This window comes from Lawsonibacter sp. OA9, from assembly GCF_022440585.1.
Genome location: NZ_JAKNTI010000022.1, coordinates 353694 through 377894 on the forward strand (window position 1 = coordinate 353694; position 24201 = coordinate 377894).

Below are 24201 nucleotides of genomic sequence, written 5' to 3' on the forward strand. Positions count from 1 at the left end.
TATGCGCGCTATACTCGGATTTGGAAAAGCACTTCGAAGAAAAAAGAGTAATATACAGATCGACACCAACCCCTAAGTGTTCTTATCTGCTCTATATGACAGACAAAATATTTAAAAGAGGGTTGAATTTCTACTAGAAGAATGAAATCAGTAGTTTGAATTCCCACATTAATAATCAGATATTTAAAAAGGGTCATCTGCCTTGATATCAAGGCAGATGACCCTTTTTAAATACACTCTGATGGAATATCCTGGTGCCCTTACCAGGGGTATCCCTCAAGTTCCACGGCTTTATATCAGCTTTTTTCCTGGAAACTGGCTCCGCATCCCCGGCAGGTGACTGTGATCTTCCCCTTGCCTCGGGGGACCCGGAGCTGCTGTCCACAGTTGGGACATTTGAAATACCGATGCTCCTTATCACGGGCGATGGTCCTGCGCAGGCGAAGCCACTGGATGGTTGGACCGGCCAGCTTCAAAAACCGCGCGTTTTCCTCCCGCCTCCGGGGCAGGTTCCGGGAGAGAAGGCGGAACAGGGAGAATACTATCAGCACACAGCAAACCCAATAGAGAATCTCGAACCTGGTGAGCAGGAACAAAAGGTATAGGACAAGATATGTGCCAATCAAAAAGACGTTCAGCTGGTCGTTACCATACCGGCCATACATAAACCGTTGGATCGCGTTGCGGATCATAAATGTGTGCCCCCTTAGGAAACAGGAGGCAGGCGTGTCCGCCTGCCAATGTACGATATTATGATAGTCTTTCTCCATGTAATCGTCAAGGCACCATTCGTAAACAAAATGTAAATTCCGTAGCCCTTTGCCACCCTCCGGCGCCTTTTTGCGCCTGACGACCCAGTATCAGGCCGAAGACTCTTGCGTCCGGGCGAAAAATAGGATATACTGTCACCATCCAAACAGAGGACAGGGGGACCTCGTATGAAGCGCATCGATAAGGAAAATTATTATCTGGACATTGCCGAGACCGTGCTGGAGCGGTCCACCTGCCTGCGCCGGTGTTACGGCGCTATCATCGTGAAAAATGACGAGATCGTGTCCACGGGCTACAATGGGGCTCCCCGTGGGAGGAAGAACTGTATGGACTTGGGCTACTGTACCCGGGAGGCCATGAATATCCCATCTGGTCAGCGGTATGAGCTGTGCCGCTCCGTCCATGCGGAGATGAACGCCATCATCTCCGCTGCCCGGCGGGACACCCTGGGTTCCACCCTCTACCTGGCGGGGCGGGAGGCGTCTACCGGCGAGCTGCTCCATGACGCCACTTCCTGCTCCATGTGCCGCCGGACCATCATCAACGCGGGTATCGACCGGGTGGTTATCCGCAACACAGATAAGGATTACTCCGTGGTCCATGTGGAGGACTGGATTCGGGAGGATGATTCTCTCCCGGAAAAGCAGGGCTGATCCCCTTTGCCCCATTGTTTGTAGGGAAATGCCGCCTATGGAACATGAAGGCGGCATTTTTATGGACAAAATTTGTATTTTGTCTTGACATTTACACGGCAGCGTGTATAATAATTAGGTCTGCCGATGTCGTCAGACAACATCCTTGCCCCTGGCATAAGACTTCAGGGGCCATATGTCCATAAGGAGGTGCAAAACATGGCAAAAATCAACGCGAACTACGAGGCGGTCTATATCCTGCAGCCCGACCTGAGCGAGGAGCAGATCTCCGCCCTGGTGGCAAAGTTCAAGGCCGTGGTCGAGGCCAATGGTACCGTGTCCGAGATCGACGAGTGGGGCAAGCGCCGTCTGGCCTATCCCATCAACGATCTGATGGAGGGCTACTACGTCCTGATGACCTTTACTGCCGCCGCCGCTATCCCCGCTGAACTGGACCGTATTTTCCGGATCACCGATGGTGTGATGCGCTCCATGATTGTCTGCAAAGACCAGTAAGGGGGAGCGGATATGCTCAACAAAATCTTCATCATGGGTCGTCTGACCCGTGACCCCGAGCTTCGGCGCACCCAGACTGGCACGCCCGTGGCCTCCTTCTCCCTGGCCGTAGACCGGGATTTCAAGGACAAGTCCACCGGCGAGCGGACCACTGACTTTATCGACGTGGTGGCCTGGCGTCAGACTGGCGAGTTCGTCAGCCGCTACTTCACCAAGGGCCGTATGGCCGTGGTGGAAGGCCGTTTGCAGATCCGTGACTGGACGGATAAGGACGGCAATAAGCGCCGCTCCGCCGAGGTGGTGGCCGACCAGGTCTACTTCGGCGACTCCAAGCGGGATGGGGACGGAGGGGGCTTCTCCTCCGGGTATAGCCAGGGCGGCTCTGCCGCCGGCGGCTGGTCCGCTCCCGCTTCCAACTCCGGCTATGGCGCTCCGCCCGCGGACGGGGACCAGTTTGCCGATCTCTCTGATGATGACGGCCGGTTGCCGTTCTAACTTTGACCATGTATGGTCGTAAAAAGGAGGTCAATCCCATGGCTATGGAACGTGATAACAGAGCTCCCCGCGGCCGCAAGCGCCGTAAGGTCTGCGCTTTCTGCGTGGACAAGGTGGAGTGCATCGATTACAAGGACGCCGCCAAGCTGCGCCGGTTCACTTCCGAGCGGGCCAAGATCCTGCCCCGCCGCACCACCGGCACCTGCGCTATGCATCAGCGTCAGCTGACCGAGGCCATCAAGCGGGCCCGTCAGATCGCTCTGCTGCCCTATGTGACCGATTGATCGTGTCTATTAAAAAGCCGCCCATGGTTCATCCATGGGCGGCTTTTTGTTGTAGCTGTATGATACACGCGGCCCGGTCAAATTCCCGCCTTTATCCTGAGAAGAAAAATAGCAAAGGCAGATACAAGAGCCAGGATTATCACGATTTTTAGGAGCTGTTGGGAGCGTTTCACATACTCAGGCGGAATATCATCCGACCGGCTGGAGCGGAGCTTATACCAGCAATACAGCGCAGGTACACCAAGAAGGATGAGCAGTATCAACAGATACCAAGAGATGGAGGAAAGAATATGCTCTAATGCGCTCGCTCCAAGCAGGGGAGCCGCAGAGTGAAAGGAAATCAGAAGTAAATAGAGGCTCAGACCCCAGTTTCCAAGACATAGAAGCTTATAATACAACTTTTTCATGCCAATTCCCCCTGAATAAAGGCTATACTCCACTAAGCCTGCGTGATGCTCTCTGCTGTGAAGGGGAGAGATAGGAACGACCGCTGTGCGGAAGCGCGATTGCCTGACGGTCATTCTATAGGGAAATGGGGGCAAGGACATCATAAATTTTCTCCGGATCAATGGCCTGGTAGGTTCCGGAGGAGGTCTGGACCTGGAGGGTCACCTTGTCCTCCGTGCAATACAGGTCCAGGAAAAAATGCTCCCTCTCTCCCGTCATGGCCACAAAACAGTAGGACGCCTCTTCTGGAGGGGTATAGGGGCCAGAAAACAGCCTGCGGCGGAATTTGGTTTCAGACAAGGCCCGGTACAGAAGGGCCGTTTCCTCCGCACCGGCCTGACAGCTTATCCCCCGTCAGATACATTCCATTGGGGGAAATACAGGATGTCCACGCTGAAAATGCCCGTCCTGACCGTCTGCGATCCCGACAGGGCGAAAGAATACAAATCCCAATGCTCCGATGAAAAGGGCGCAACCAGCCAGCAGAAGAAGGATCCCCATTCTGGGCCTTTTTGCGATTTCTTTCATTGATGACCGACTTCCTATTCCAATCGAACTGGCATTTCTTACAAACACCAATTTCCCTATCTGTCCATCCAGCCTGTCCCAAATGCCATCCCCAATTCCAGTACCCACAGGGATGAGAGAAAAAACAGGCAGGTCAGTCCGTATCCAAAGAGCGTCCCGGTCACCAGCCTGCGCCCATTGCCGCTCTCATAAGGGGTCAGCGCCTGAAGTCCGCCGTCCAGCACCAGTGGGACAAGCAAGAGCAGGGCGGGCTTCCAGCCAGGGTGCCAGAGGGCAAAGGTGAGTCCACTAGCCAGGATGCCTGCAAGCTCACCGGTACACCGGGCACAGATTGGGAACTGTCTTCCGTGGAAGTGAAAGGAGCGGTCTGCCCGTTGGTGGCAGCCAAACAGAATTGGCAGCCACTTGTCAAACCAGTCCAGCATTTCAACTGCCCAGGACGATCCCGACCCCAAGCATGAATATCAGCACATAGTACAGCGCGCCAAGGCCCACAGCGACCAGTGCTCCAATACCGGCGGCCTTGGCTGTCCGGGGCTTCTGGTCCTTCCAGACCAGCCACAGCACCAGGCCGACAATGGGGATACAGCAGCCCAGAATCCCCCATCCAAGGCCGCCATTGTCTACCACCGGGGGAAGGGAGGACTGAGAGGCACCGCACTGGGGGCAGGTGATGGTTCCATCCGCTATGGGAGCGCCGCAATGTCTGCAATATGCCATTTGGATTCCTCCTTTTTCAAACTGCATAATACGGATATTTCAAAGTCATTGTAGACGATTCTTCCTGAAAAGGCAAGAAAAAGCGCTCATTTTCTCAACTATGACACCCGGATCCGGAATGCTGCCCGGCTTCCAACCCCATCTCGTCCATGGCGTGAGCCATGTGGATGGCCATGGCGTGCTCCGCTCCTACTCCGTCCCTTCGGGCAAAAAACTCCAGCAGCAGGGCGTGGTCCCGCAGAGTGGCCTGGGCCAGGTTCTCCTGGCCTTCTCCGGCGGATCCGATGGCCGTTTCCACTGCCTGGCTGATGATGGGCAGCAGGCGCATCATAAAAGCGTTGTGGGTGGCACGGACGATGGCCCCGTGGAATTCCAGGTCGGCCTGGGTCCGATCCTCGCCCGCCTGAATGCGGGCAGCCACCCGCTCTCCCTGGGTCAAAATTTCAGCCAGCTCCTGCTCCGTGGCCCGGACGCAGGCCAGACGGGCGGCCTGGGGCTCAAAGATAGCCCGCAGCTCGAACAGGTCCCGCAGTCGGCCCCTGATTTCTTCCAGGCGGCCAAAGCCAAAATCCTCAATCTCAGCCACCTGCCGGGACACAAAGGTACCGCGGCCCCGCTGGACCTCCAACACCCCTTGGACGGTGAGCGCCCGGATGGCTTCCCGCAGGGTGGCCCGGCTGACCCCCAGCTCATGGGACAGGTCTACCTCGTTGGGCAGCTTGTCTCCTGGGGACAGCCGCCCCTCGGCCACGATCTGGTTATAGAGCCGTTCTGCAGTCTGCTGGGATAAATTTGAGCCCATTGTGTCCGCCTCCTCTTGACATCCTTTCCCCCATGATATACTATATGGTCAGACAATTCAATAGTTATCAGACAACTGATGGCTTGATTTTTAAGGAGGCTTACTGTATGCGCTCTGATGTTGTAAAAAAAGGCGTGCCTGCCGCCCCGAACCGCTCTCTGCTCTATGCCCTGGGCTATACTAAGGAGGAGCTGGAGCGGCCCCTGATCGGCGTAGTCTGCTCCTACAATGAGATTGTCCCCGGCCACATGAACCTGGATAAGATCGCCGAGGCTGTGAAGGCCGGAATCCGGGCCGCCGGGGGAACTCCAGTGGAGTTCCCAGCCATTGCCGTGTGTGACGGCATCGCCATGGGCCATGTGGGCATGAAATACTCCCTGGTCACCCGGGACCTCATCGCTGACTCTACCGAGGCCATGGCTATGGCCCACCAGTTTGACGGCTTGGTGATGATCCCCAACTGCGACAAGAACGTGCCCGGCCTGCTTATGGCCGCCGCCCGGGTAAATATCCCCACCATCTTCGTGTCCGGCGGCCCCATGCTGGCCGGAACTCTAAATGACGGACGCCGCACCTGCCTGTCCCATATGTTCGAGGCGGTAGGCGCCTACTACGCCGGCAAGCTGGACGAGGCCGGGGTGGAGGAGTATGAGAACAACGCCTGTCCCACCTGTGGCTCCTGCTCTGGCATGTATACCGCCAACTCCATGAACTGTCTGACCGAGGCCATCGGTATGGGACTGCGGGGCAACGGTACCATTCCAGCTGTTTGGTCCGCCCGTCTGCGGCTGGCCAAGCACGCCGGAATGCAGATCATGGACCTGGTAGCCAAGGACATTCGCCCACGGGATATTATGACCGAGGCGGCTTTCCACAATGCCGAGACCATCGACATGGCCTTGGGCTGCTCCACCAACACCATGCTCCACCTGCCCGCTATCGCACACGAGTGCGGTATTGAGCTGTCCTTTGACATGGCCAACGAGATCAGTTCCAAGACCCCCAACCTGTGCCATCTGGCTCCCGCCGGGGACACCTATATGGAGGATCTGGAGCGGGCAGGGGGCGTCTACGCCGTGATGGCGGAGCTGGCCGGAGCCGGTCTGTTGGACACCAGCCTGATGACCTGCACCGGCAAGACAGTGGCGGAAAATCTGGCGGGTGTGGTCAACCGGAATACCGAAATCATCCGGCCCATTGACAATCCCTACTCCAAGACCGGCGGCATCGCCGTCTTGAAGGGCAACCTGGCCCCCGACGGCTGTGTGGTGAAGCAGTCCGCCGTGGCCCCTGAGATGATGGTTCATGAAGGCCCCGCCCGGGTGTTTGACTGTGAGGACGATGCCATCCAGGCCATCTATGATGGCAAGATCGCGGCCGGGGACGTGGTGGTCATCCGCTATGAGGGACCCAAGGGCGGACCTGGTATGCGTGAGATGCTCAACCCCACATCCGCCATCGCCGGAATGGGGCTGGACAAGGACGTGGCTCTCATCACCGACGGCCGCTTCTCCGGCGCCACCCGGGGCGCCTCCATCGGCCATGTGTCCCCGGAGGCGGCCAGCGGTGGTCCCATCGGACTGGTGGAGGAGGGGGACCGAATTGCCATCGATATCCCCAACCACTCCATCACTCTGAAGGTGCCTGACCAGGAGCTGGCTGCCCGGAAGGCCAAGTGGTCCTGCCCCGAACCCAAGATCAGGACCGGCTATCTAGCCCGGTACGCCAAGCTGGTGTCGTCCGCTGACAGGGGCGCTATTTTGGAATAAACAGAGCGTCTGATAGAAACAAAGAGGGGGCTCCCACCTATATGGGAGCCCCAGTGTTTTGTTAAAAAGTCGCCTTGCATATCATTTTGGGAAATTGCGTGAAACCGTCCCACTGCGGACGGTTTTCGGCGCTTCATGAAAGGGATCGTCACAAGATGGATCACCCAGAACAGGCTCAGACAATGGAACCTGAAGGACTTCAACAAAGACAACACAGAGATTGAAACAGCCCCGGTGGTGAGCAGCTGCTGCTCACCTAAACAGGGCAAAAATAAGCTCTCCAGCTTGGCCGGAGAGCTTAAATAAAATAGGGAAGATTAGGTTAGGGACAGGGCCTCTTTCACCTTGGCGATAATGTGAGCGCCGATGTCACGGGAGGCGTCCACTGTCTGGGCACCCAGGTGGGGGGTGACGATAAAGTTATCACACTCAAACAGGGGGGAGTCAAAGCCGGCACCCTCAGTCAAACCGCCAGCAGCCAGCTCGTTCTCCATGACATCCGAGCCGTAGCCACCCAGCTTACCGGACTTCAGGGCCTCATACATATCCTTCTCGTTGACGATGCCGCCGCGAGCCATATTCAGAACCACAGCGCCGTCCTTCATCTCGGCGATGGACTTAGCATTGAACAGATTTTTGGTTTCGTCGGTGAGAGGCATATGAATCGTCACATAATCAGACACCTTCAACACCTCATCGATGGTCATGCTGGTGGCCTTCTGCTCCTCAAACACATGGGCGGGCAGATAGGGATCATAAGCGACCACGTTCATCAGGAAGGCACGGCCCAGTTCACCCACGCGCTGACCAATGCGGCCGAAGCCCAGCACGCCCAGAGTCTTGCCACGCAGCTCAGAGCCTACGAACTTATACTTGTCCCAGTTCTTGTTTACCTTCACGTCATAGCAGGCAGGGATGGTATGACGCGCGATATCCAGCATTTTGGCAATGGTCAGCTCGGCAACGGCGTTTCCGTTCAAGCCGGGGGCGTTGATGACCTGGATGCCCTTCTCCTTCGCCGTGTCCATATCAATGTGGTTCAGACCCACGGAGCAGACTCCGATGACCTTTAGATTCTTGGCAGCGTCCAAAATCTCCTTGTTAATGGCGGGGTCCACCCGCATGATGAGTACGTCATAGTCAGGGATCAGAGCGACCAGCTCCTCCTGGGTGGGGAGCATCTTCGTATCGACCTGCATGTACTTGCCGAGCTCCTCGGCAATAGAGCTATGGACTGCGTCAATGATGAGGCACTTCATAAATGATCAATCCTTCCTTAAAAATATGTTTGGACATACCTTTTGTTGATTTCCTTTTTCACTATCCCTATTATGCCACAAAATCTTTGCCAAGAATATCACTTTTTTGGTTATGGTTGCCACAACTGTTTGACTGTGATAAAATAGTTGCATACCACAAAAAAAGTGAAGGAACTCCGTCAAAGTCAAGGAGGCTAAGTATGAATTTTCTGCATCTAAAATATTTTTTGATGGTAGCTGAAGAACTAAACATTACTCGGGCCGCAGAGCGGCTGTATATCTCCCAACAGTCCTTGTCCAATCACATCAGCAATATGGAGCGGGAGCTGGATGTCAAGCTCTTTACCCGCTCCCCCAAACTGTCTCTGACTTATGCCGGCGGTCTGCTGGTGGAAACGGCTACCCAGATCCTAGACCTGTACAGCCAATATCAGACCAAAGTAGGAGATATCAACCGCCACTACTTAGGAATGCTGAGGGTCGGGATCTCCCATACCTGCGGTCTGGCGCTTATGCCGGATATCCTGCCAAAATTTCGACAGGAGTTCCCTTTGGTGGAATTTTCTCTTTTTGAGGGAAACTCTACCCAGTTGGAGGACGAGCTGTCCCACGGCCGAGTGGACCTGATTATCTGCTTTCAGCCCATCATGATGGATGGTGTGCGAACCGAACCTCTGACGGAGCAAAGATTAGTCATGGTGGTGCCCAGAGCCTTCACCGACGAGTTATTTGGCGAGCGAGCGGAGGAGGTCCGGGCCCAGTTTGCACAGGGGGCGGATATCGGAGCGTTCCAGCAGGTGCCTTTTATCCTCATTAAGCGGGGAAACCGGACACGGAATATTATTGATCAGTATTTCAGCCGGTATTACTTCAAGCCAAAGCTGATTTTGGAAACAGAAAATACGGTTACCACCTTAGCGATGGCGCAATCTGGCATCGGGATTACCATTTGTCCGGAGCTGTTTCTACGGGCCATTCCATCCCCCACGGCATCGGCGGGTGGGGTAGACCTGTTTCCCCTCACGGACCCCTCCACCTTCAGCAAGCTGGTAGCTGGATTTCGTCAGGACCGATATTTGTCCCATTTTGGCGAGCGGTTTATAGAGATTACAAAGGAAGTGCTGCAGTAAAAACCGCGGCCCCGGAACACCGGGGCCGCGGTTTGCCTTTTCTGTTGCAGGCGGATCTGGGCTGGGTCTCAAAAGCGGCTGATAGCCTATTTCCGGTCAGCTTTGAAGCTGATCCAGCTCCTCCATCCAGAGGGAGTTCACCGCGTCGCTGGGCATCCGCCAGTCTCCACGGGGAGACAGAGTCAGGGAGCCCACCTTGGGCCCGTCGGGCAGGCAGGAGCGTTTGAACTGCTGGGCAAAGAAGCGGCGGTAGAAATTTTGGAGCCACTTCAGGATGGCCGCCCGGTCATAGTAGTTCCCCAGGGCGTACAAGGCCAGCCGGAACACCTTGCGGGGGGAGAAGCCCCAGCGGACGGCGTAGTAAAGGAAAAAGTCGTGCAGCTCGTAGGGTCCAACCAGATCCTCGGTCCGTTGGGCGATTTCCCCCTCCTTGGGGGGGAGCAGCTCTGGAGAGACGGGAGTGTCCAGGATATCCCGCAGCACGGCGGCCAGTTCGGGGTCGGAGGGCTCCACCGTATCTGCGGAGTAGGCCACCAGATGGCGTACCAGAGTTTTAGGAATAGAGCCGTTCACGCCGTACATGGACATATGGTCTCCGTTGTAGGTGGCCCAGCCCAGAGCCAGCTCGGAGAGGTCGCCTGTACCGATGACCAGCCCACCCTGGTGGTTGGCTACATCCATCAGAACCTGGGTACGCTCCCGGGCCTGGCCATTTTCAAAGGTGACGGATAGGTCGTCCATAGACTGGCCGATATCCCGGAAGTGGACTCGCACCGCCTCGCCGATATCGATGGTCTGGAATGTGGTCCCGATTCGCTCGGCCAGCAGCTGGGCGTTAGACTTGGTACGGCTGGTGGTGCCAAAGCAGGGCATGGTGACAGCGGTGATGTCCGTGCGGGGCCGGCCTAGCAAATCCATGGCCCTGGCGGTGATGAGCAGGGCCAAGGTAGAGTCCAGCCCACCGGACAGCCCCACCACGGCGCTTTTGGCCCCAGTATGAGCCAGCCGCTTTTTTAAGCCTAGAGCGGCGATATGCAGGATCTCCCGGCAGCGCCGGTCCCGGTCACCGCTGTCGTCGGGGACAAAGGGATTTGTCCCAATGGGGCGTGTGAGGGAGGTTTCCACCGGCTCCAGCGAGAATTCGGACCAGTCCATCCGCTCCTGTCTGGCGGGGGGGAAGGTAGTGATGCGGCGGCGCTCGAAGGCGATCCGGGCCACATCCACCTCGCTGACAGTCAGTCCATCCGCAAAGCGGCGCTCCGCCAGGACGGTCCCGTTTTCCGCAATCAGATTGTGGCCGGCAAAGACCAGATCGGTGGTGGACTCCCCCTCGCCGGCGTCGGCATAGACATAGCCGCACATCAGACGCCCGGACTGACCGGCAACCAGAGCCCGTCGATAGTCCGCCTTGCCCACCGTCTCGTTGGAAGCCGACAGATTTAGGATCAGAGTGGCGCCGGACTGGGCCAGAAAAACGGAGGGGGGGGCGGAGGACCACAGATCCTCGCAGATTTCCACGCCGACCACCAGATCGGGCAGAGTGTCGCATCGGAACAGGTGGCGTTTGCCCAGAAAGACCTCCTGTCCGCACAGGGTCAGAGAGAGAAATTCCTCCTCCGGCGCTGGCTCAAACCACCGCTTCTCATAGAATTCCCCGTAGTTGGGCAGGCAGGTTTTAGGCACCAGCCCCAGCAGCTCCCCCCGGCAGAGCACAGCGGCGCAGTTGTAAAGCTTGCCCTCCGCCCGCACCGGAAGCCCCAGGGCCACCAGCATATCCACGGGACGGGTGGCCTCCAGCACCTGCCCCAGCGCATCTTCGGCGCCGCGGAGCAGGGTGTCCTGGAAAAACAGGTCGCCACAGGTATAGCCGGTCAGACATAATTCCGGAAGGGCCAGGACTTTGACGCCCTGCCCCTGAGCTTCCCGGATCAGGGCGATGCACTGTCGGGCGTTATAGGCACAGTCGGCCACCCGGATCTCCGGGGTACCGGCGGCCACTTTGATAAATCCGTCCCGCATGATAAAAAACCTCCTATGGAGTGAATCTCGTTGACAAGAGCGGCCCCGCCGCCCAGTTTCTTTTGTTATCTTACCGTAATTTATGGGAAATTTCAAGAGGCCGGCGGCTTTCTGCCGCCGGCCTCACGCACTGTCGTTGGGGTGCTATTCCACCCCGCCCCGCTCCAGGGCGTGGGCGGCGCTGGTGGAAAAGGCGCTCCGCATTTCTTCATCCCAACTGCCAAAGGGCGGAGAGCACTTGTGCAGAAAGGTACCCCAGCGGAGGACGGAGCCATCCCCTCCACGCTCTGCCGCCAGATAAGCGTTAAGTCCGGTATGATAGCGAAGCTGGCTGTCTACCCAGGAGCTGTCCGCCCATGGGGCATTGAATAGGTCATCCACCACAAAGCCCAGGTCATAACCGTACAGCGCCACGCTGTCCCCCAGTGGTTCCGGAGGTTCCAGCAGGGAGAGGGCAGTGAGTTGAGCGTCTAGATAGGACGCCCTGTATTCGCCGCCGTGGTCCGGCGTATTCCACAGGGCCAGGGTATCTGTCAGCACCTGATCCATTACCTCCAGGATGGCAGGGTCTGTGACGGCGATGTGCTGGGTGCTGTCTGAGGCGGAACGGATCAAGTGATACAGCTCCGGGCATTCTTGCAGATGGACGGTCTCCGAGATGCTGACCTGTTCCTCTGACCGCCCTGCGTAGAGGGAAAGGCGGCTGCCGTCTTTGAGATAGAGGTTCAGTGTCCAAAGCCCATAGTCCAGAAAGCCCTCGTCGCTGTGCGTGCCCGCCTTCGGAACCTGAGGCTGTCCGGCGGCTTGACGGATCATACGGGCCAGTTCATCCCGGTCCAACCCCTCCGCCCAGCCGACGGTCACTGGGCCGCCGGAGAAGGAGATATCCGCAATATCCCCGCCCTGAAGGTCCGACATGGCCTCCAGCGCGTCAGAGGGAGACAACGGAAGATAGGCCCCCGGCGAGGGCCTCGCCTCAATTTGAGTAACTGTGCCGTCCACCACTGTGAGGGTATACCCATAGGTCCAATCGGCGTTTTCCAGTTCTGCCCAGGCCTGGGCGGCCTCCGCTGACACCGGCAGGGTATATTGAGTGTGGTCGCTGTCAGCGCCCTGTCTGCTCTGCGGGTCGATGGTTACACTATCCCCGCCGTCGTAGAAAAAGATGCTGCCCGGCTCCACAGGAATGGAGGAGAGAAGGGCGGCCCCCGGCCCCGGAAGCTCTATCCGGCCGCACCAGCCAGTAAAGTCCAGGCCGGCCCCGTCCAAAGCCAAGTGGGCGCTGTCAGAGAGCTGGACCCGGACCGCCCGCCCCGCTCCGTCCAGCACCACCTCGCCGGGGACGCCGGCCTGGGACATGCCAACGGTGTGCTGAATGGTAACGGGGTTGAGGGAGTAGGCCTCCCCCTCCCAAGTGTGGAGCAGAGACGCCCCCTCCGCCAGCTCCGCTGTGCGCTCACGGGACAGGAAATCTCCGGAAAATACCTCATCCCACAGGGCGTCGGGGTCGGACAGCTGCTCCCGGGTCAGGGGGACATAGGCGACTGTGCCCGCCTCCGGGTCCAGGGCGGTGATCCAGGCTCCATCCCCCTCCGGCCTATCTGCCTCGGCCTGACAGCCAACCAGGCTGCCTGCCAGCACAGCGGCGGCCATCGCCGCCGCCATCGCCGCCCGGCCCCGGCGCTTGGGCGAGCTGTCCATGATGGCCCGGAAGCGGGCAAAGACCTCCCTCTTGTCCCCGGAAAAGCCGGTGGTCAGCCGGGACAGGCCATGCTCCCCGGCGGTCATCTGGTCCAGAAGGGTCCGGCCATAGGCCCGGCGGCCCGCCTCGTCCCGGGCCTTCAGCAGCTCGTAGTCACAGCACAGCTCCACATCCTGCCGCGCCCGGCGGGCCATGAGCCATACCAGAGGGTTAAACCAGTGGAGACTTCGGACCAGAGAAATCAGAAGCAGATAGCCGGTGTCCCGGTGCTTCAGATGGGTCAGCTCGTGAGCCAGGGCGGTCCCCAGACTGCCGCCGGTCTGGCCCTGGGGCAGCAGAATGACCGGGTGGAGAAATCCCATGAGCAGCGGAGTGTGGACCAGGGTGCAGCGGTACAGCTCCACCGGGCGGTCACAGCCCACCACCCTCCTCTGCTCCGCCAGGGCGGCCAGATCCTCCTCCCCGGCGGGGACGCTCTGCCGGAGAGCCCGGCGGCGGAACAGCCCATAGCGGACCAGCCCCCCGAAAAAGAGGGCGGCGGCGGTCAGCTCGTAGACCAGATAGGCCGCCCCGGTCCAGTGTACGGTGTAGGTGGTGGCGCCGTCTATGGTGACCGTGCGCAGGTAGTCGTTGTCCCGGATCAGCACATCCCGGCCCACGGTATCCTCATAGTGGACATGGTGTCGGAACCAGATATTTTCTCCATCAATGGTCGCCATGGCTCCGCCGGCCCCGCCGCTCCCGGCCTCCACGATCCGCTCGTGGTCCCGCGAATAGCCGTTCACCCGGTCGTAAGCCCCCTCCACCACCGCCTGGGGGGTGGCCACATCAACGAGGGAGGGTACCCAGACAGCCAGAAAGGACCGGGCGGGCAGGTACAGGAACATGACCACCATCAGCCAGGTCCACACCTGCCGCCACCAGGTTGGGGCAAACCGCCCCTCCAGCCGCCGGCGCAGGAACAGAAGCAGGGCAATCAGGGCCCCGAAGCCCAGGCTGGTGGCCAGAAGATGGGTCAGATTTTCTGCCATATCAGCGACCTCCTTTTTCCAGCAGCGCCTCCAGCGCGGCCACGTCCTCCTGGGTCAGCTTGGCGTCGGGCAGCAGGGCGGCCACCAGACTGGGCAGCGAGCCGCCGTGGAGCCGGTCCAGAAAGGAACGGCTCTCGGCCTTCAGATAGTCCTTTTGGGCGACCAGCGGGGTATACAGGTTCGCTCTGCCGGCCTTCTCCCCCCGGACGAAGCCCCGTTCCTCCAACCGGGAGAGCAGCTTGAGCAGGGTGGGGGCCTTCCAGTCCCGCTCCAGCCGGGCGGCGATGTCCGCCGTGTGAGCAGGGTAGGCATCCAGAGCCCACAGGGCCTGCATCACCTCAAGCTCCGCGTCGGGAAGTCGGGTCAGCGCGTCGGTCATATCGGCACCTCCTTATTAGACGTTTGTCTATCTATATTTTACAACTGTCTAATTGGAATGTCAAGAAAAACTGGGGCCCAGCGGGCCCCAGCTTTCAATGAATATCAGCCGACCGAGACATAGTCCTTGGATATGTAGCCGATTTTGCCTCCGCCGTAGTCAAATTTGCACCAGCCGTTGGTTTCCTCCAAGACGGTGATCTTGGCGCCGTTGGAAGCACTGGCCACCACGTCGTACTCCTTGCCTGGGCCGGAGCGGATATTCAAACCGTTCTCAGCGTTTACAATGGTGGCGGGCGTGTTAGGGGCGATGGTGCCGGTAGTTCCAGTGTTCCCACCGGTGGAGCCAGTATTTCCACTCTGGCCGCCGGTGCTGCCGCTGGAGGAGGCGCCAGAACCCCTGCAGTAAACAGTACACTGGGCGGTCTTGTCTCCGGCGGTGGCGGTGACCGTGACCTTGACCAGATCACCGGTGGTATTCACATTGGTGATCATACCGTCCTGGGTGACGGTCAGGGCCGACTCATCGCTGCTGGACCAGGCAACTGTGGCGTCGGCGGGGTCCACCTTGACCACAAATTCAAATGTTTCATTGGCCTGGAGGGTGATGTCGGACTTATTCAGCGTCAGGCTGGACACAGCCACAGGTTCGGGGTCGGGCTGGGGATCCGGCTGCTCTGACTGGTCTCCGCCACTCTGGCTGGAATTGGGGGAGCTGCCGTCAGGGGAGCTTGTAGAGGTGGAGCCGCCGATGGAGGTGCTCTGGCTGGTACCCGCCGAGGAGGAGCCACCGTCCTTGTCCTGGGTAAACAGGGGGAGCAGTTTGGTAAAGACGATAAACAGCGCGGCGATGATCAAGACCAGAGAGATGACCAGAGCTACCACCTGGACCGGATTCACCGGTCCTCCGTAGCCGCCGCCTCGGGTATTGGCCACACGCCGTCCACTGCCTCCGCCCCGTCCAGGGCGCTCGTCACAGAAGGGACAGCGTTTATAAGTAGTTGCGTAGTACTCGCCGCATTTGTCACAGCGTATCACATCGTTGCGCCGGGGAGCATTCTGGGTGCTGGCTCCGCCGCGGCGGGAGGGGGCCTGTTTTTCTGCCATGATCGAGTTCCTCCACAAGCTAGGATATCCTTGCGTCAACAAGGGGATATAGTCCATTGTACAAGGATTTTATAGTGTCGTCAACGAAAAATGTCGAAATAACAAAATGTTCATAATCTTATGTCGGAATTTCGTGAGAAGGAGAGAAAGGGAGGCGTGTATCCTTGACCGCCGCCCCCCTTTCTTTTATAATAAAAGGAACAAAGCCCCCGTGCCGCTGGCGCGGGAAGAGAGGGGTGCGCGATGAAGGGGACTATGACCGCCGGCGAGGTGCATAAGCAGTACAACGAAATCGTCACCGCCTTCCGCAAATTGATTCCGGACCCGGCTCTGCGCCTGACGTTCAGCCGTCAGGTGGACGGCTATATGCGCCAATATGCCCTGGGGGTGTGGCAGGCGGACAACGCCAGCGCCATCACTCCCCGACATGTGGAATTTTATAATGCGGTCTATTCTGCCGGGAATCCGGTGCCCTCCGCCCTGTACTGGGAGGTGGCCACAGGGGTGGCCGGCTTTGACCTGTTTCAGCCCCCCGCCTTTTTCCAGGACCTGCTCCGGTACGACCGGATGAAGGGAACCACTCTGGCCCGGCGATTTGCTGACCAGCTTACCCTGGTCCTACTCCTGCTGGCCGCTGTGGACGATGTGGTGAGCGAGAGCGAGGCGGGGTTTGTCAACTCCTGTAACGACACTCTCCTCCACCTGTGCGACCAGGAGGGGCTGCGTGCTGACCGTCCCGCCTTGAAGGCGGACGACTTCATCGCCCGACGGCCTGTCCCGCCTCCGCCCCCTGCCCAGCCGCAGAGGGAGGAGCCCACGGAAAAGAAAGAGGAAGGGCCTGCCGCTGAACGTCCCAAGTTGGAGGAGCTGCTGGCCGAGCTGGACGGGCTATGCGGCCTGGACAAGGTGAAGTCCGATGTGAAGAGCCTCATCAATCTGGTGAAGGTGCGCAGGCTTCGGGAGGAGGCGGGCCTGCCCGTCCCGCCCATGTCCCTCCACCTGGTATTCATGGGAAATCCGGGGACTGGCAAGACCACGGTAGCCCGGCTGCTGGCCAAGATATACCAGGCGATAGGGGTGCTGTCCACCGGGCAGATGGTGGAGGTGGACCGGTCCGGACTGGTGGCCGGTTTTGTGGGCCAGACTGCCCTGAAAACCCAGGAGGCGGTACAGAAGGCGGTGGGCGGCGTGCTGTTTATCGATGAGGCCTACGCCCTGGCCAGCTCGGACAGCGCCAACGACTTCGGACATGAGGCCATCGAGGTGCTGCTGAAAAACATGGAGGACCACCGAAAGGACCTGATCGTCATCGTGGCCGGTTACACGGACCGGATGGAGCGATTTATCCACGCCAATCCGGGGCTGGAGTCCCGATTCAACAAGTATTTCTTCTTTGAGGACTACGACGCCGCCCAGCTTATGGATATTTTCGTGTCCATGTGCCGTAAGAACGGCTATGCCCTGTCCGGAGAGGGGGAGGGGCTGGCCCGAAGGGAACTGGAGGAGCTGTACCGGAACCGGGACGAGAACTTTGGCAACGCCAGAGAGGTACGCAACCTCTTTGAGAAGGCGGTGGCTCGTCAGGCGGACCGGGTGGCCCAGCTGGACGGCCCCACCAGGGAGCAGCTGATGGAGCTGCTGCCCCAGGATATCAAGCCGTAAGAACTGCTCTCCCCTGAAAGACAGAGGGAAAGAGCGCAACATAAGGAGGAAAAATTATGCTCATAGAGTTTGAAAAGCTGCAGGAGAACCTGGTCCCCAAGCCTCGAGGCGGGGAGGGGGAGATGTACACCCGGACCTTCCAGGACGAAAATAACAAGATCATGCAGATCCGCCTGACCCCCGGCAGCCACCTGGGGATGCACACCCATGAGGTGGACAGCGAGGCGTTCTATATCCTGTCCGGGACCGGAAAGGTACTGTGTGACGGAGTGGACGAGCCGCTGGCTCCCGGCAGCTTTCATTACTGCCCCAAGGGCCATGGCCACCGCCTGATGAATGACGGCACCGAGGACCTGGTCCTGGTGGCCATCATTCCCAACCACGGCGCATGAGAATCGCCTTTTACACCCTTGGATGCAAGGTCAACCAGTACGAGACACAGGCCCTGGAGCAGATCGTGACTGCCCGTGGCCATCTTCTGGTGCCCTTTGAGGGAGAGGCAGACGCCTACATCATCAACACCTGCACGGTCACCGCAGTAAGTGACAAGAAGTCCAGACAGGTGATCCGCCGGGCCAGAAAGCGCGCCCCGGACGCCGTCATTGCCGTGTGCGGCTGCTATCCCCAGACGCATCCGGCGGAGCTGGAGGGGCTGTCCATTGACCTGGTGTCCGGCACCGGGGACCGGGCCGGCTTTGTAGACCTGCTGGAGCGGACCTGGCGGGAGCGCCAGCCCATCACCGCCCTGGACGACGCGCTGAAAAGGCGGGCCTTTGAGGTCCTGCCCGCCGGCGGGCTGGAGGGCCGCACCAGGGCCATGCTGAAGGTGGAGGACGGCTGCGTCAACTTCTGTACTTACTGTATCATCCCATACGCCAGAGGCCCCATCCGGTCCCTGCCTTTGGAAAAAGCGAAGGAACAGGCCGCCCAACTGGCGGCGGAGGGCTACCAGGAACTGGTCCTCACCGGCATCGAAATTTCCTCATGGGGACAGGAGCGAAAGGATGGCACTGCTCTCATCGACCTGGTTGAAGGGGTGTGTCAGGCGGTCCCCGGCTGCCGGGTCCGGCTGGGCTCTCTGGAGCCCCGGACTGTCACCAGGGAGTTCTGTACCAGGGCGGCCCGGCTGGACAACCTGTGTCCCCACTTCCACCTGTCCATGCAGAGCGGCTGTGACGCCACCCTGAAGCGGATGAACCGGAAATATGACACAGAGCGGTTTTATGAGAGCGTGGCCCTGTTGCGGGACCACTTCGAGGACCCGGCCATCACTACGGATATGATCGTGGGCTTTCCGGGGGAGACGGAGGCGGAATTTGGGCAGACAATGGACTTTATCCAGCGGTGCGCATTTTCCGCCATGCACATTTTCCCCTACTCCAAGCGGCCAGGCACTCCGGCGGCCCAGATGGCGGGCCAGGTGCCTAAGGCCATCAAGGAGGAGCGGGCTCGGCGGGGAGCGGCCGTGGCCGCCCAGATGGAGCGGGAATACCTGGAGCGGTTTGTGGGGCGGACCCTGCCTGTCCTCTTTGAGGAGGAGCGGGACGGCCTGTGGCGGGGCCACACCACCCGGTATACAGAGGTTGCCCTCCAAAGCGGGGAGAACCTGCACAATCAGATCAGACAGGTAACTTTCACCGCTGTGGAGGGCAGCGTCCTGCTGGGGCGGGAGGCGGATTGAAAAAAATGTGGCTCTCGAAGGCCGCCGGTGTTATAATAGGAGCCGCTGCTGGGCGATAATGTTTAGGGCATCACGCTGCCCGTTGAGAGGAGCGCTTCACAAATGAGCGAAGAGATGAACTTTACCCCCAATCCGGGGAAAAACCTGATCCGCGCGGTGGATGGGGTGGACTATATTCGTATCCCGGTCAAGACACACTTGATCACAAAGGATGACGATATGGCGGACGTGGTGAAAAAATATCCCCAGGACCTGATGAGGGAGGGAGATATTCTCTTCATTTCGGAGAAGGCAGTGGCCTGTACCCAGTGCCGTGCCATCCCCATGGAGGATATTAAGCCCCGTAAGCTGGCCGTCACCTTGAGCCGCTATGTCACTAAGACCCCGGCGGGCATTGGCCTGGGGATTCCGGAGACTATGGAGATGGCCCTTCAGGAGTGCGGTACCTTGCGCATCCTCTTCGCCGCCTTCTGCTCGGTCATCGGCAAGCTGCTGGGAAAGAAGGGGTGGTTCTACATTGTGGCCGGACCGAAAGCCAGAGGCATCGACGGCCCTACGGAGGGCACCATTCCGCCCTATGACCACTATGTGGTCCTCACTCCGGCCGACCCCATGGGGACGGCCAAGAGTCTGGCGAAGGCCCTTGGACACCCGGTGGCCATCGTGGACATCAACGACCTGGGGGCCAATATTTTAGGCTTCTCGGAAAAACAGCCCTCTATGGACCAGATCGCCAAGATCCTGGGGGATAACCCCCTGGGCCAGGGAGAGGAATGTACGCCCATGGGCATCATCCGCCGGGCATAACAGGAAAACAAAAGCCTCCGGCCCGTTAGCAAGGGGCCGGAGGCTTTTTCATGCCTGATCCTCCATACGGGGGTCGGGCAGATCCACATAGATGGGGCTGTGGCCGGTGGACTCCACAAATCTCAGCAGATCCTCCCGCTTCAACTGGAGGGTAGAGGTGGAGCGGCCAGGGTGGCCACTGATGAATTCGTCGGCCAGCAGATCCCGGTCAATGACCAACTGGACCTGATGTTGGGCGTCAAAGAGCAGCTCCAGAGCGGATACGGAGCCGGGAACGGTCTGAAGGAAGTCTCGCATATGGCCGTCATCGGCGAAGGACAACCGGGCGCACCCCAGTTGGGCGGACAGGAATTTGGTTTTAAAGGGCTTGTCGCCCGGCATCATCAACAGATAGAACTCCGTCTGCTGGCGGTTGCAGAGAAACAGATTTTTGCAGATCTTAGAGCCCAGGACCGCCTCTACCTCCTGGCAGAACTCAATGGTGTCGGCGTGGTCATGGTCAACCCGGACAAAGGGAATGGACAGCTCCTCCAGCCGGTCATAGATGGCAAATTCCTGGGGGATGCGGTCGTCAGTGGGGCGGGTGGTATAGCGGTTTTTATCTATGTACATATCGGTCCCTCGTAATTTAGATGGTAGTGGAACGTGAAAAGAGAGCGCCTGCCCCTCCGTGGGGCGGGCGCTGTCCGCTTTAAAACTGGAATATAGCGCCGATCACGGCGGCAGCGGCGATAAAGACAATGGGATGGAGCTTCTTCAGCTTCTTGGTCTGCATACACAGGAAGATAGCTACGGCCAGGGCGATAGAGGGCCAGTGGAGGGCAAAGGTGTGCTCCGCAGTGCCGCCCACCAGCAGGAATACCGAAACAGCCACGCTCAACCCAGCGGAGGCAATCAGCCCGGTAGAGGCGGGGCGCAGGCCGTAAAAGACGGCGTCCACCGCCTTGGACTGGCGGAATTTCTGGAGGAAGCCGGCGATGATGATGATAACTACGATGGAGGGGAAGATGAGCCCCAGAGTGGCAACCACAGCGCCGGGTAGACCGAAGATCTCAAAGCCCACATAGGTGGCCATGTTGACACCCATGGGACCGGGGGTGGACTCGGACACGGCGATCATGGTGGTCAGCTCCACGTCGGTGAACCAGCCAGTGCGGGTCCCCATGTCCTGGAGGAAGGGGATGGTGGCCAGTCCACCGCCCACGGCAAAGAGGCCCACCTTGGCAAATTCAAAAAACAGGCGCAGTAAGATCATTGGTCAGCCCCTCCCTTCTTCATACCGGCTATCATACGGGCCACATAGCCAACCACGCCGGAGCACACAATAAGAATGACGGGGGACAGGTCCACAAAGAAGGCCAGCAGCAGGACAGCCAGGAAAATACATACAGACAGGGCGTCCTTCAAGTTGGACTTGCCCAGCTTGACCACACTAGCGGCAATCAGGGCCACCACAGCGGCGTTGATGCCCGCCAACGCATGCTGGACCACAGGGATATCCGCAAAGTTGGACAGGAAGGCGGCGATCAAGGTGATGATGACAAGGGAGGGAAAGACCAGGCCCAGGGTGGCCAGCACACCGCCAGGGATTCCCCTGTACTTGTATCCGATGAAGGTGGCGGTATTTACCGCGATAATACCGGGGGTGCACTGTCCCACGGCGAAGTAGTCGGTGAGCTCCTCCTCGGTGGCCCAGCCCTTTTTCTCCACCACCTCCCGCTGAAGGATGGGAAGCATGGCATAGCCGCCGCCAAAGGTGCATACCCCCACCTTGGCGAAGGTGACGAACAGATCGACCATAATATTCATGTAGCAGCTACCTCTCAGCGATCAATATTCAGATATAGAGCCCAGACAGGACGGCGGCCCCCGCCTTCAACGCGGCGCGGCGGTGGGGCGCGGGGTGCTCCTGGGTAGGCGGACAGGTCCTATACATTAAATCGGAAGAGGATGATATCGCCGTCCTGGACGACATACTCCTTGCCCTCAGAGCGGATCAGGCCCTTCTCCCTGGCGGCGGCCATGGTGCCACAGGCCATCAGGTCCTCGTAAGAGACCACTTCAGCCCGGATGAAACCCCGTTCAAAATCGGAGTGTATCTTGCCAGCGGCCTGGGGGGCCTTGGTCCCCTTCACGATGGTCCAGGCCCGGCACTCGTCCTCGCCGGAGGTCAAGTAGGAGATCAGGCCCAGCAGGGTGTAGCTGGCCTTCACCAGCCGGTCCAGGCCGGACTCGGCTACCCCCAGGTCGTCCAGAAACATCTTCTTCTCCTCGCCGTCCAGCTGGGCGATCTCCGCCTCCAGCTTGGCGCACACGGGGATGACCTGGGCCCCCTGAGCGGCGGCCCGCTCCTCCACCTGCTGGTAGTAGGGGACGGAGTGGGGATCTGAGAATCCCTCCTCGTCCAAATTGGCGGCGTAGATGACGGGCTTTAAGGACAGCAACTCACAGTCGGGATATTCGGCGGCGATATCCACCGCTTCATAGGAGCGGGCGGATTTGCCGTCGTTGAGCCAGTCCCGCAGGCCCTCAAAGTCGGCCGCCTCCTGAAGGAACTTCTTGTCCCCCTTGGCCATCTTTTTGGCCTTGTCAATGCGCCGCTCTGCCATCTCCAAATCAGCCATTACCAGTTCCAGGTCGATGGTGTCCATGTCCCGGACGGGATCAGTGGACCCCTCCACATGGATGACGTTGTCGTCATCAAAGCACCGGACTACATGGACAATGGCGTCGGTCATGCGGATGTTGCCTAGGAATTTGTTGCCCAGGCCCTCTCCCTTGCTGGCTCCCTTCACCAGACCGGCGATGTCCACAAATTCGATGACCGCTGGTGTGGTCTTCTTGGGGTGGTACATCTCGGACAGCTTATCCAGCCGGTAGTCAGGGACAGCCACCATGCCCACGTTGGGGTCGATGGTGCAGAAGGGGTAGTTGGCGCTCTCGGCGCCAGCGTTGGTGATGGCGTTGAACAGGGTGCTCTTTCCAACGTTTGGAAGCCCCACGATGCCCAATTTCAAGGCGATCCCTCTTTCCAAATGGTATTTTATGAATCAGCCCAAATATTATATCTGTTTTAAGCCGGGGATGCAAGGGGTGACAGGCAGAAATCCGACGGGGAGGCTTGGATTTTCCCTGTGGAGTGGCCCAAAAGGCCGGTCCAGTGGATAAAAAAACGGGGCGATTTTTAGAGAAATATGGTATAATAGTTCTATGAAAGAATCTAACCGCCTTGTCCCTTCCCCCACCGCCAGAAGCCAATTTCAGGCGGGAGCGTACCTGGGCGGTTTGAAACATGGAGTAGAGGAGGAAAAACGATGTACTACCGGACCGGCTATGATTCACCCGTCGGCCCTCTTATGCTGGCCAGCGATGGGACCAGTCTGACAGGCCTGTGGATGGAGGGCCAGAAATATTTTGGCGGCGCCATCCGGGAGGAACTGGTCCAAAGGGATGACCTGCCCGTCTTTGCTATGACCCGAACATGGCTGGAGCGGTACTTTGCAAGGGAGAGGCCTGACCCGTCGGAGCTCCCCTTGGCGCCGCGGGGCGGAGAGTTCCGCCAGGCGGTGTGGGAGCTGCTGTGCCAGATTCCATATGGAGAGCTGACGACCTATGGTCACCTGGCGAAAGAGATGGCGGCTCGCCTGGGCAGAGCCTCCATGTCGGCCCAGGCAGTGGGCGGCGCGGTGGGGCATAATCCCATCTCCATCATCATTCCCTGCCACCGGGTGGTGGGGAGCGACAGCAGCTTGACCGGCTATGCCGGAGGATTGGAAAAGAAAAGGTATCTCCTCTCTTTGGAGGGGATTGATGTGACAACACTCAGCACCCCTACACGGGGAACGGCGCTGTGAGGAGGGGGAGCATGGACTGGCCAGATAGAAAGACAAGGTGCCCGTGGGCTAACCCCAACAACCCCCGGTACCTCCAATACCACGATAAGGAGTGGGGGGTCCCCGTCCACGACGACCAAAAGCTCTTTGAAATGCTGATCCTGGAGAATTTTCAGGCTGGACTGTCCTGGGAGTGTGTCCTCAATAAGTGGGAGGCTTTTTCCAGGGCCTTTGACGGCTTCAACCTGGAGAAAGTGTGCTCCTATGGACCGGAGGAGCAGGCCCGCTTGAAAAGTGACCCAGGCATCATCCGCAACGGGAGGAAGATCGCTGCCGCCGTCCAGAACGCCCGGGTGTTCCGAGAGATTCAGAGGGAGTGGGGCAGCTTCGACCGCTATCTGTGGCACTGGACGGAGGGCCAGGTGGTCTGTGAGCAGGGGAAGGCCAGCTCCCCGCTGTCCGACCGGGTATCCAAGGATCTGAAAAAACGGGGAATGACTTTTGTGGGGACAGTCATCATCTACGCCTACCTCCAGGCCGTAGGGGTCATTTGGTCCCATGAGGAGGGCTGCTTTCTGGAGCGCCGTCCCGGACCCAGCCCGCTTTCTGAAGCGGCGCTTTGACGAGA

28 protein-coding genes are annotated in these 24201 nt (G+C 59.0%); 13 read left to right on the forward strand and 15 right to left on the reverse strand.

Annotated features, from left to right (window positions below; translation table 11 throughout):
• Positions 1 to 296 precede the first annotated feature (296 nt).
• Positions 297 to 692 carry a hypothetical protein gene (locus tag MCG44_RS02650; RefSeq protein WP_147571110.1) on the reverse strand — a complete coding sequence of 132 codons (396 nt, stop codon included), beginning with the start codon at positions 690 to 692 and terminating at the stop codon, positions 297 to 299.
• A 246-nt stretch (positions 693 to 938) separates the two neighbouring features.
• Here MCG44_RS02650 and MCG44_RS02655 point away from each other — a divergent pair, with 246 nt between their 5' ends.
• The 4 genes from MCG44_RS02655 to rpsR all read left to right on the forward strand — a co-directional run bounded on the left by MCG44_RS02655 (position 939) and on the right by rpsR (position 2698).
• Complete coding sequence (locus MCG44_RS02655) at positions 939 to 1424, forward strand: deoxycytidylate deaminase (protein ID WP_147571109.1); 486 nt, start codon at positions 939 to 941, stop codon at positions 1422 to 1424.
• A 198-nt stretch (positions 1425 to 1622) separates the two neighbouring features.
• Positions 1623 to 1919: a 30S ribosomal protein S6 gene (gene rpsF, locus MCG44_RS02660; RefSeq protein WP_186853159.1), complete on the forward strand. Its 297-nt coding sequence runs from the start codon at positions 1623 to 1625 to the stop codon at positions 1917 to 1919.
• 12 nt (positions 1920 to 1931) lie between these two features.
• Positions 1932 to 2414 (forward strand): single-stranded DNA-binding protein, encoded by a 483-nt coding sequence (locus MCG44_RS02665; protein ID WP_147571107.1) that lies wholly within the window; start codon positions 1932 to 1934, stop codon positions 2412 to 2414.
• Between the two features lie 44 nt (positions 2415 to 2458).
• Positions 2459 to 2698, forward strand: a complete 240-nt coding sequence (gene rpsR, locus MCG44_RS02670; protein WP_374740045.1) for a 30S ribosomal protein S18 — start codon at positions 2459 to 2461, stop codon at positions 2696 to 2698.
• Between the two features lie 77 nt (positions 2699 to 2775).
• Here rpsR and MCG44_RS02675 read toward each other — a convergent pair whose 3' ends face one another.
• Entirely contained in the window at positions 2776 to 3105 is a 330-nt protein-coding gene (locus MCG44_RS02675; RefSeq protein ID WP_147571106.1) for a hypothetical protein, read from the reverse strand.
• 115 nt (positions 3106 to 3220) lie between these two features.
• Positions 3221 to 3445, reverse strand: a complete 225-nt coding sequence (locus tag MCG44_RS02680; protein ID WP_186853158.1) for a hypothetical protein — start codon at positions 3443 to 3445, stop codon at positions 3221 to 3223.
• A gap of 84 nt (positions 3446 to 3529) precedes the next feature.
• Between MCG44_RS02680 and MCG44_RS02685 the strand changes: the two genes are divergently transcribed.
• Complete coding sequence (locus tag MCG44_RS02685; RefSeq protein ID WP_240286648.1) at positions 3530 to 3676, forward strand: hypothetical protein; 147 nt, start codon at positions 3530 to 3532, stop codon at positions 3674 to 3676.
• A gap of 53 nt (positions 3677 to 3729) precedes the next feature.
• Here the strand turns inward: MCG44_RS02685 and MCG44_RS02690 are convergent, their stop codons facing one another.
• The 3 genes from MCG44_RS02690 to MCG44_RS02700 form a co-directional block, all read right to left on the reverse strand.
• Entirely contained in the window at positions 3730 to 4098 is a 369-nt protein-coding gene (locus MCG44_RS02690) for a DUF2085 domain-containing protein (protein ID WP_147571104.1), read from the reverse strand.
• A 1-nt stretch (position 4099) separates the two neighbouring features.
• Positions 4100 to 4393, reverse strand: coding sequence for a zinc-ribbon domain-containing protein (locus MCG44_RS02695; protein ID WP_240286650.1), 294 nt, complete (start codon positions 4391 to 4393; stop codon positions 4100 to 4102).
• A gap of 94 nt (positions 4394 to 4487) precedes the next feature.
• The gene (locus MCG44_RS02700) at positions 4488 to 5195 is read right to left on the reverse strand and encodes a FadR/GntR family transcriptional regulator (RefSeq protein WP_186853156.1); all 708 of its coding nucleotides are present in this window, start codon (positions 5193 to 5195) and stop codon (positions 4488 to 4490) included.
• 107 nt (positions 5196 to 5302) lie between these two features.
• Here MCG44_RS02700 and ilvD point away from each other — a divergent pair, with 107 nt between their 5' ends.
• A complete protein-coding gene (ilvD, locus tag MCG44_RS02705) occupies positions 5303 to 6964 on the forward strand; it encodes a dihydroxy-acid dehydratase (protein WP_240286653.1) in 1662 nt (553 codons plus the stop codon).
• A gap of 317 nt (positions 6965 to 7281) precedes the next feature.
• Here ilvD and MCG44_RS02710 read toward each other — a convergent pair whose 3' ends face one another.
• Positions 7282 to 8223 carry a D-2-hydroxyacid dehydrogenase gene (locus MCG44_RS02710; protein ID WP_147571100.1) on the reverse strand — a complete coding sequence of 314 codons (942 nt, stop codon included), beginning with the start codon at positions 8221 to 8223 and terminating at the stop codon, positions 7282 to 7284.
• A gap of 200 nt (positions 8224 to 8423) precedes the next feature.
• Between MCG44_RS02710 and MCG44_RS02715 the strand changes: the two genes are divergently transcribed.
• Complete coding sequence (locus MCG44_RS02715) at positions 8424 to 9353, forward strand: LysR family transcriptional regulator (RefSeq protein WP_186853155.1); 930 nt, start codon at positions 8424 to 8426, stop codon at positions 9351 to 9353.
• 96 nt (positions 9354 to 9449) lie between these two features.
• Here the strand turns inward: MCG44_RS02715 and MCG44_RS02720 are convergent, their stop codons facing one another.
• From MCG44_RS02720 to MCG44_RS02735, 4 genes are all read right to left on the reverse strand, one after another.
• Positions 9450 to 11372, reverse strand: coding sequence for an NAD(+) synthase (locus MCG44_RS02720; RefSeq protein WP_240286654.1), 1923 nt, complete (start codon positions 11370 to 11372; stop codon positions 9450 to 9452).
• 144 nt (positions 11373 to 11516) lie between these two features.
• Positions 11517 to 14105: a M56 family metallopeptidase gene (locus tag MCG44_RS02725; protein WP_240286656.1), complete on the reverse strand. Its 2589-nt coding sequence runs from the start codon at positions 14103 to 14105 to the stop codon at positions 11517 to 11519.
• 1 nt (position 14106) lies between these two features.
• Positions 14107 to 14484 carry a BlaI/MecI/CopY family transcriptional regulator gene (locus MCG44_RS02730; RefSeq protein ID WP_240286658.1) on the reverse strand — a complete coding sequence of 126 codons (378 nt, stop codon included), beginning with the start codon at positions 14482 to 14484 and terminating at the stop codon, positions 14107 to 14109.
• Positions 14485 to 14588: 104 nt separating this feature from the next.
• Positions 14589 to 15590: an SH3 domain-containing protein gene (locus tag MCG44_RS02735; protein WP_240286660.1), complete on the reverse strand. Its 1002-nt coding sequence runs from the start codon at positions 15588 to 15590 to the stop codon at positions 14589 to 14591.
• A gap of 243 nt (positions 15591 to 15833) precedes the next feature.
• Between MCG44_RS02735 and MCG44_RS02740 the strand changes: the two genes are divergently transcribed.
• From MCG44_RS02740 to MCG44_RS02755, 4 genes are all read left to right on the forward strand, one after another.
• Positions 15834 to 17252: an AAA family ATPase gene (locus MCG44_RS02740; RefSeq protein ID WP_147571094.1), complete on the forward strand. Its 1419-nt coding sequence runs from the start codon at positions 15834 to 15836 to the stop codon at positions 17250 to 17252.
• 56 nt (positions 17253 to 17308) lie between these two features.
• Positions 17309 to 17644: a cupin domain-containing protein gene (locus tag MCG44_RS02745; RefSeq protein ID WP_147571093.1), complete on the forward strand. Its 336-nt coding sequence runs from the start codon at positions 17309 to 17311 to the stop codon at positions 17642 to 17644.
• Positions 17641 to 18933, forward strand: a complete 1293-nt coding sequence (gene mtaB / locus MCG44_RS02750; RefSeq protein WP_240286662.1) for a tRNA (N(6)-L-threonylcarbamoyladenosine(37)-C(2))-methylthiotransferase MtaB — start codon at positions 17641 to 17643, stop codon at positions 18931 to 18933. The genes MCG44_RS02745 and mtaB overlap by 4 nt, the downstream gene beginning before the upstream one ends.
• 102 nt (positions 18934 to 19035) lie before the next feature.
• Positions 19036 to 19740, forward strand: coding sequence for a coenzyme F420-0:L-glutamate ligase (locus MCG44_RS02755; protein ID WP_240286664.1), 705 nt, complete (start codon positions 19036 to 19038; stop codon positions 19738 to 19740).
• Positions 19741 to 19788: 48 nt separating this feature from the next.
• Here the strand turns inward: MCG44_RS02755 and MCG44_RS02760 are convergent, their stop codons facing one another.
• From MCG44_RS02760 to ychF, 4 genes are all read right to left on the reverse strand, one after another.
• A complete protein-coding gene (locus MCG44_RS02760; RefSeq protein WP_147571090.1) occupies positions 19789 to 20352 on the reverse strand; it encodes a prolyl-tRNA synthetase associated domain-containing protein in 564 nt (187 codons plus the stop codon).
• 79 nt (positions 20353 to 20431) lie between these two features.
• Complete coding sequence (locus MCG44_RS02765) at positions 20432 to 20995, reverse strand: chromate transporter (RefSeq protein WP_240286666.1); 564 nt, start codon at positions 20993 to 20995, stop codon at positions 20432 to 20434.
• Positions 20992 to 21549, reverse strand: coding sequence for a chromate transporter (locus MCG44_RS02770; RefSeq protein ID WP_147571088.1), 558 nt, complete (start codon positions 21547 to 21549; stop codon positions 20992 to 20994). The genes MCG44_RS02765 and MCG44_RS02770 overlap by 4 nt, the downstream gene beginning before the upstream one ends.
• 119 nt (positions 21550 to 21668) lie before the next feature.
• On the reverse strand, positions 21669 to 22757 hold the full coding sequence (ychF, locus tag MCG44_RS02775) for a redox-regulated ATPase YchF (RefSeq protein ID WP_240286668.1): 1089 nt from the start codon (positions 22755 to 22757) through the stop codon (positions 21669 to 21671).
• 297 nt (positions 22758 to 23054) lie between these two features.
• On the opposite strand from ychF, the gene MCG44_RS02780 reads away from it, so the two are divergent.
• Complete coding sequence (locus MCG44_RS02780; protein ID WP_240286671.1) at positions 23055 to 23594, forward strand: methylated-DNA--[protein]-cysteine S-methyltransferase; 540 nt, start codon at positions 23055 to 23057, stop codon at positions 23592 to 23594.
• 11 nt (positions 23595 to 23605) lie between these two features.
• On the forward strand, positions 23606 to 24196 hold the full coding sequence (locus MCG44_RS02785) for a DNA-3-methyladenine glycosylase I (protein ID WP_240286673.1): 591 nt from the start codon (positions 23606 to 23608) through the stop codon (positions 24194 to 24196).
• Positions 24197 to 24201: the final 5 nt, after the last annotated feature.

What these genes read in the sequence shown, in the direction of transcription:
- MCG44_RS02690 (WP_147571104.1), bottom strand. Translation starts at nt 4,098, where the DNA reads ATGCTGGACTGGTTTGACAAGTGGCTGCCAATTCTGTTTGGCTGCCAC.
- MCG44_RS02715 (WP_186853155.1), top strand. Translation starts at nt 8,424, where the DNA reads ATGAATTTTCTGCATCTAAAATATTTTTTGATGGTAGCTGAAGAACTA.
- MCG44_RS02735 (WP_240286660.1), bottom strand. Translation starts at nt 15,590, where the DNA reads ATGGCAGAAAAACAGGCCCCCTCCCGCCGCGGCGGAGCCAGCACCCAG.
- MCG44_RS02700 (WP_186853156.1), bottom strand. Translation starts at nt 5,195, where the DNA reads ATGGGCTCAAATTTATCCCAGCAGACTGCAGAACGGCTCTATAACCAG.
- MCG44_RS02760 (WP_147571090.1), bottom strand. Translation starts at nt 20,352, where the DNA reads ATGTACATAGATAAAAACCGCTATACCACCCGCCCCACTGACGACCGC.
- MCG44_RS02650 (WP_147571110.1), bottom strand. Translation starts at nt 692, where the DNA reads ATGATCCGCAACGCGATCCAACGGTTTATGTATGGCCGGTATGGTAAC.
- MCG44_RS02770 (WP_147571088.1), bottom strand. Translation starts at nt 21,549, where the DNA reads ATGAATATTATGGTCGATCTGTTCGTCACCTTCGCCAAGGTGGGGGTA.
- MCG44_RS02655 (WP_147571109.1), top strand. Translation starts at nt 939, where the DNA reads ATGAAGCGCATCGATAAGGAAAATTATTATCTGGACATTGCCGAGACC.
- MCG44_RS02785 (WP_240286673.1), top strand. Translation starts at nt 23,606, where the DNA reads ATGGACTGGCCAGATAGAAAGACAAGGTGCCCGTGGGCTAACCCCAAC.
- MCG44_RS02675 (WP_147571106.1), bottom strand. Translation starts at nt 3,105, where the DNA reads ATGAAAAAGTTGTATTATAAGCTTCTATGTCTTGGAAACTGGGGTCTG.
- MCG44_RS02755 (WP_240286664.1), top strand. Translation starts at nt 19,036, where the DNA reads ATGAGCGAAGAGATGAACTTTACCCCCAATCCGGGGAAAAACCTGATC.
- MCG44_RS02665 (WP_147571107.1), top strand. Translation starts at nt 1,932, where the DNA reads ATGCTCAACAAAATCTTCATCATGGGTCGTCTGACCCGTGACCCCGAG.
- MCG44_RS02710 (WP_147571100.1), bottom strand. Translation starts at nt 8,223, where the DNA reads ATGAAGTGCCTCATCATTGACGCAGTCCATAGCTCTATTGCCGAGGAG.
- MCG44_RS02725 (WP_240286656.1), bottom strand. Translation starts at nt 14,105, where the DNA reads ATGGCAGAAAATCTGACCCATCTTCTGGCCACCAGCCTGGGCTTCGGG.
- rpsF (WP_186853159.1), top strand. Translation starts at nt 1,623, where the DNA reads ATGGCAAAAATCAACGCGAACTACGAGGCGGTCTATATCCTGCAGCCC.
- MCG44_RS02730 (WP_240286658.1), bottom strand. Translation starts at nt 14,484, where the DNA reads ATGACCGACGCGCTGACCCGACTTCCCGACGCGGAGCTTGAGGTGATG.
- MCG44_RS02685 (WP_240286648.1), top strand. Translation starts at nt 3,530, where the DNA reads ATGTCCACGCTGAAAATGCCCGTCCTGACCGTCTGCGATCCCGACAGG.
- MCG44_RS02695 (WP_240286650.1), bottom strand. Translation starts at nt 4,393, where the DNA reads ATGGCATATTGCAGACATTGCGGCGCTCCCATAGCGGATGGAACCATC.
- MCG44_RS02780 (WP_240286671.1), top strand. Translation starts at nt 23,055, where the DNA reads ATGTACTACCGGACCGGCTATGATTCACCCGTCGGCCCTCTTATGCTG.
- MCG44_RS02720 (WP_240286654.1), bottom strand. Translation starts at nt 11,372, where the DNA reads ATGCGGGACGGATTTATCAAAGTGGCCGCCGGTACCCCGGAGATCCGG.
- ilvD (WP_240286653.1), top strand. Translation starts at nt 5,303, where the DNA reads ATGCGCTCTGATGTTGTAAAAAAAGGCGTGCCTGCCGCCCCGAACCGC.
- mtaB (WP_240286662.1), top strand. Translation starts at nt 17,641, where the DNA reads ATGAGAATCGCCTTTTACACCCTTGGATGCAAGGTCAACCAGTACGAG.
- MCG44_RS02740 (WP_147571094.1), top strand. Translation starts at nt 15,834, where the DNA reads ATGAAGGGGACTATGACCGCCGGCGAGGTGCATAAGCAGTACAACGAA.
- rpsR (WP_374740045.1), top strand. Translation starts at nt 2,459, where the DNA reads ATGGAACGTGATAACAGAGCTCCCCGCGGCCGCAAGCGCCGTAAGGTC.
- MCG44_RS02745 (WP_147571093.1), top strand. Translation starts at nt 17,309, where the DNA reads ATGCTCATAGAGTTTGAAAAGCTGCAGGAGAACCTGGTCCCCAAGCCT.
- MCG44_RS02765 (WP_240286666.1), bottom strand. Translation starts at nt 20,995, where the DNA reads ATGATCTTACTGCGCCTGTTTTTTGAATTTGCCAAGGTGGGCCTCTTT.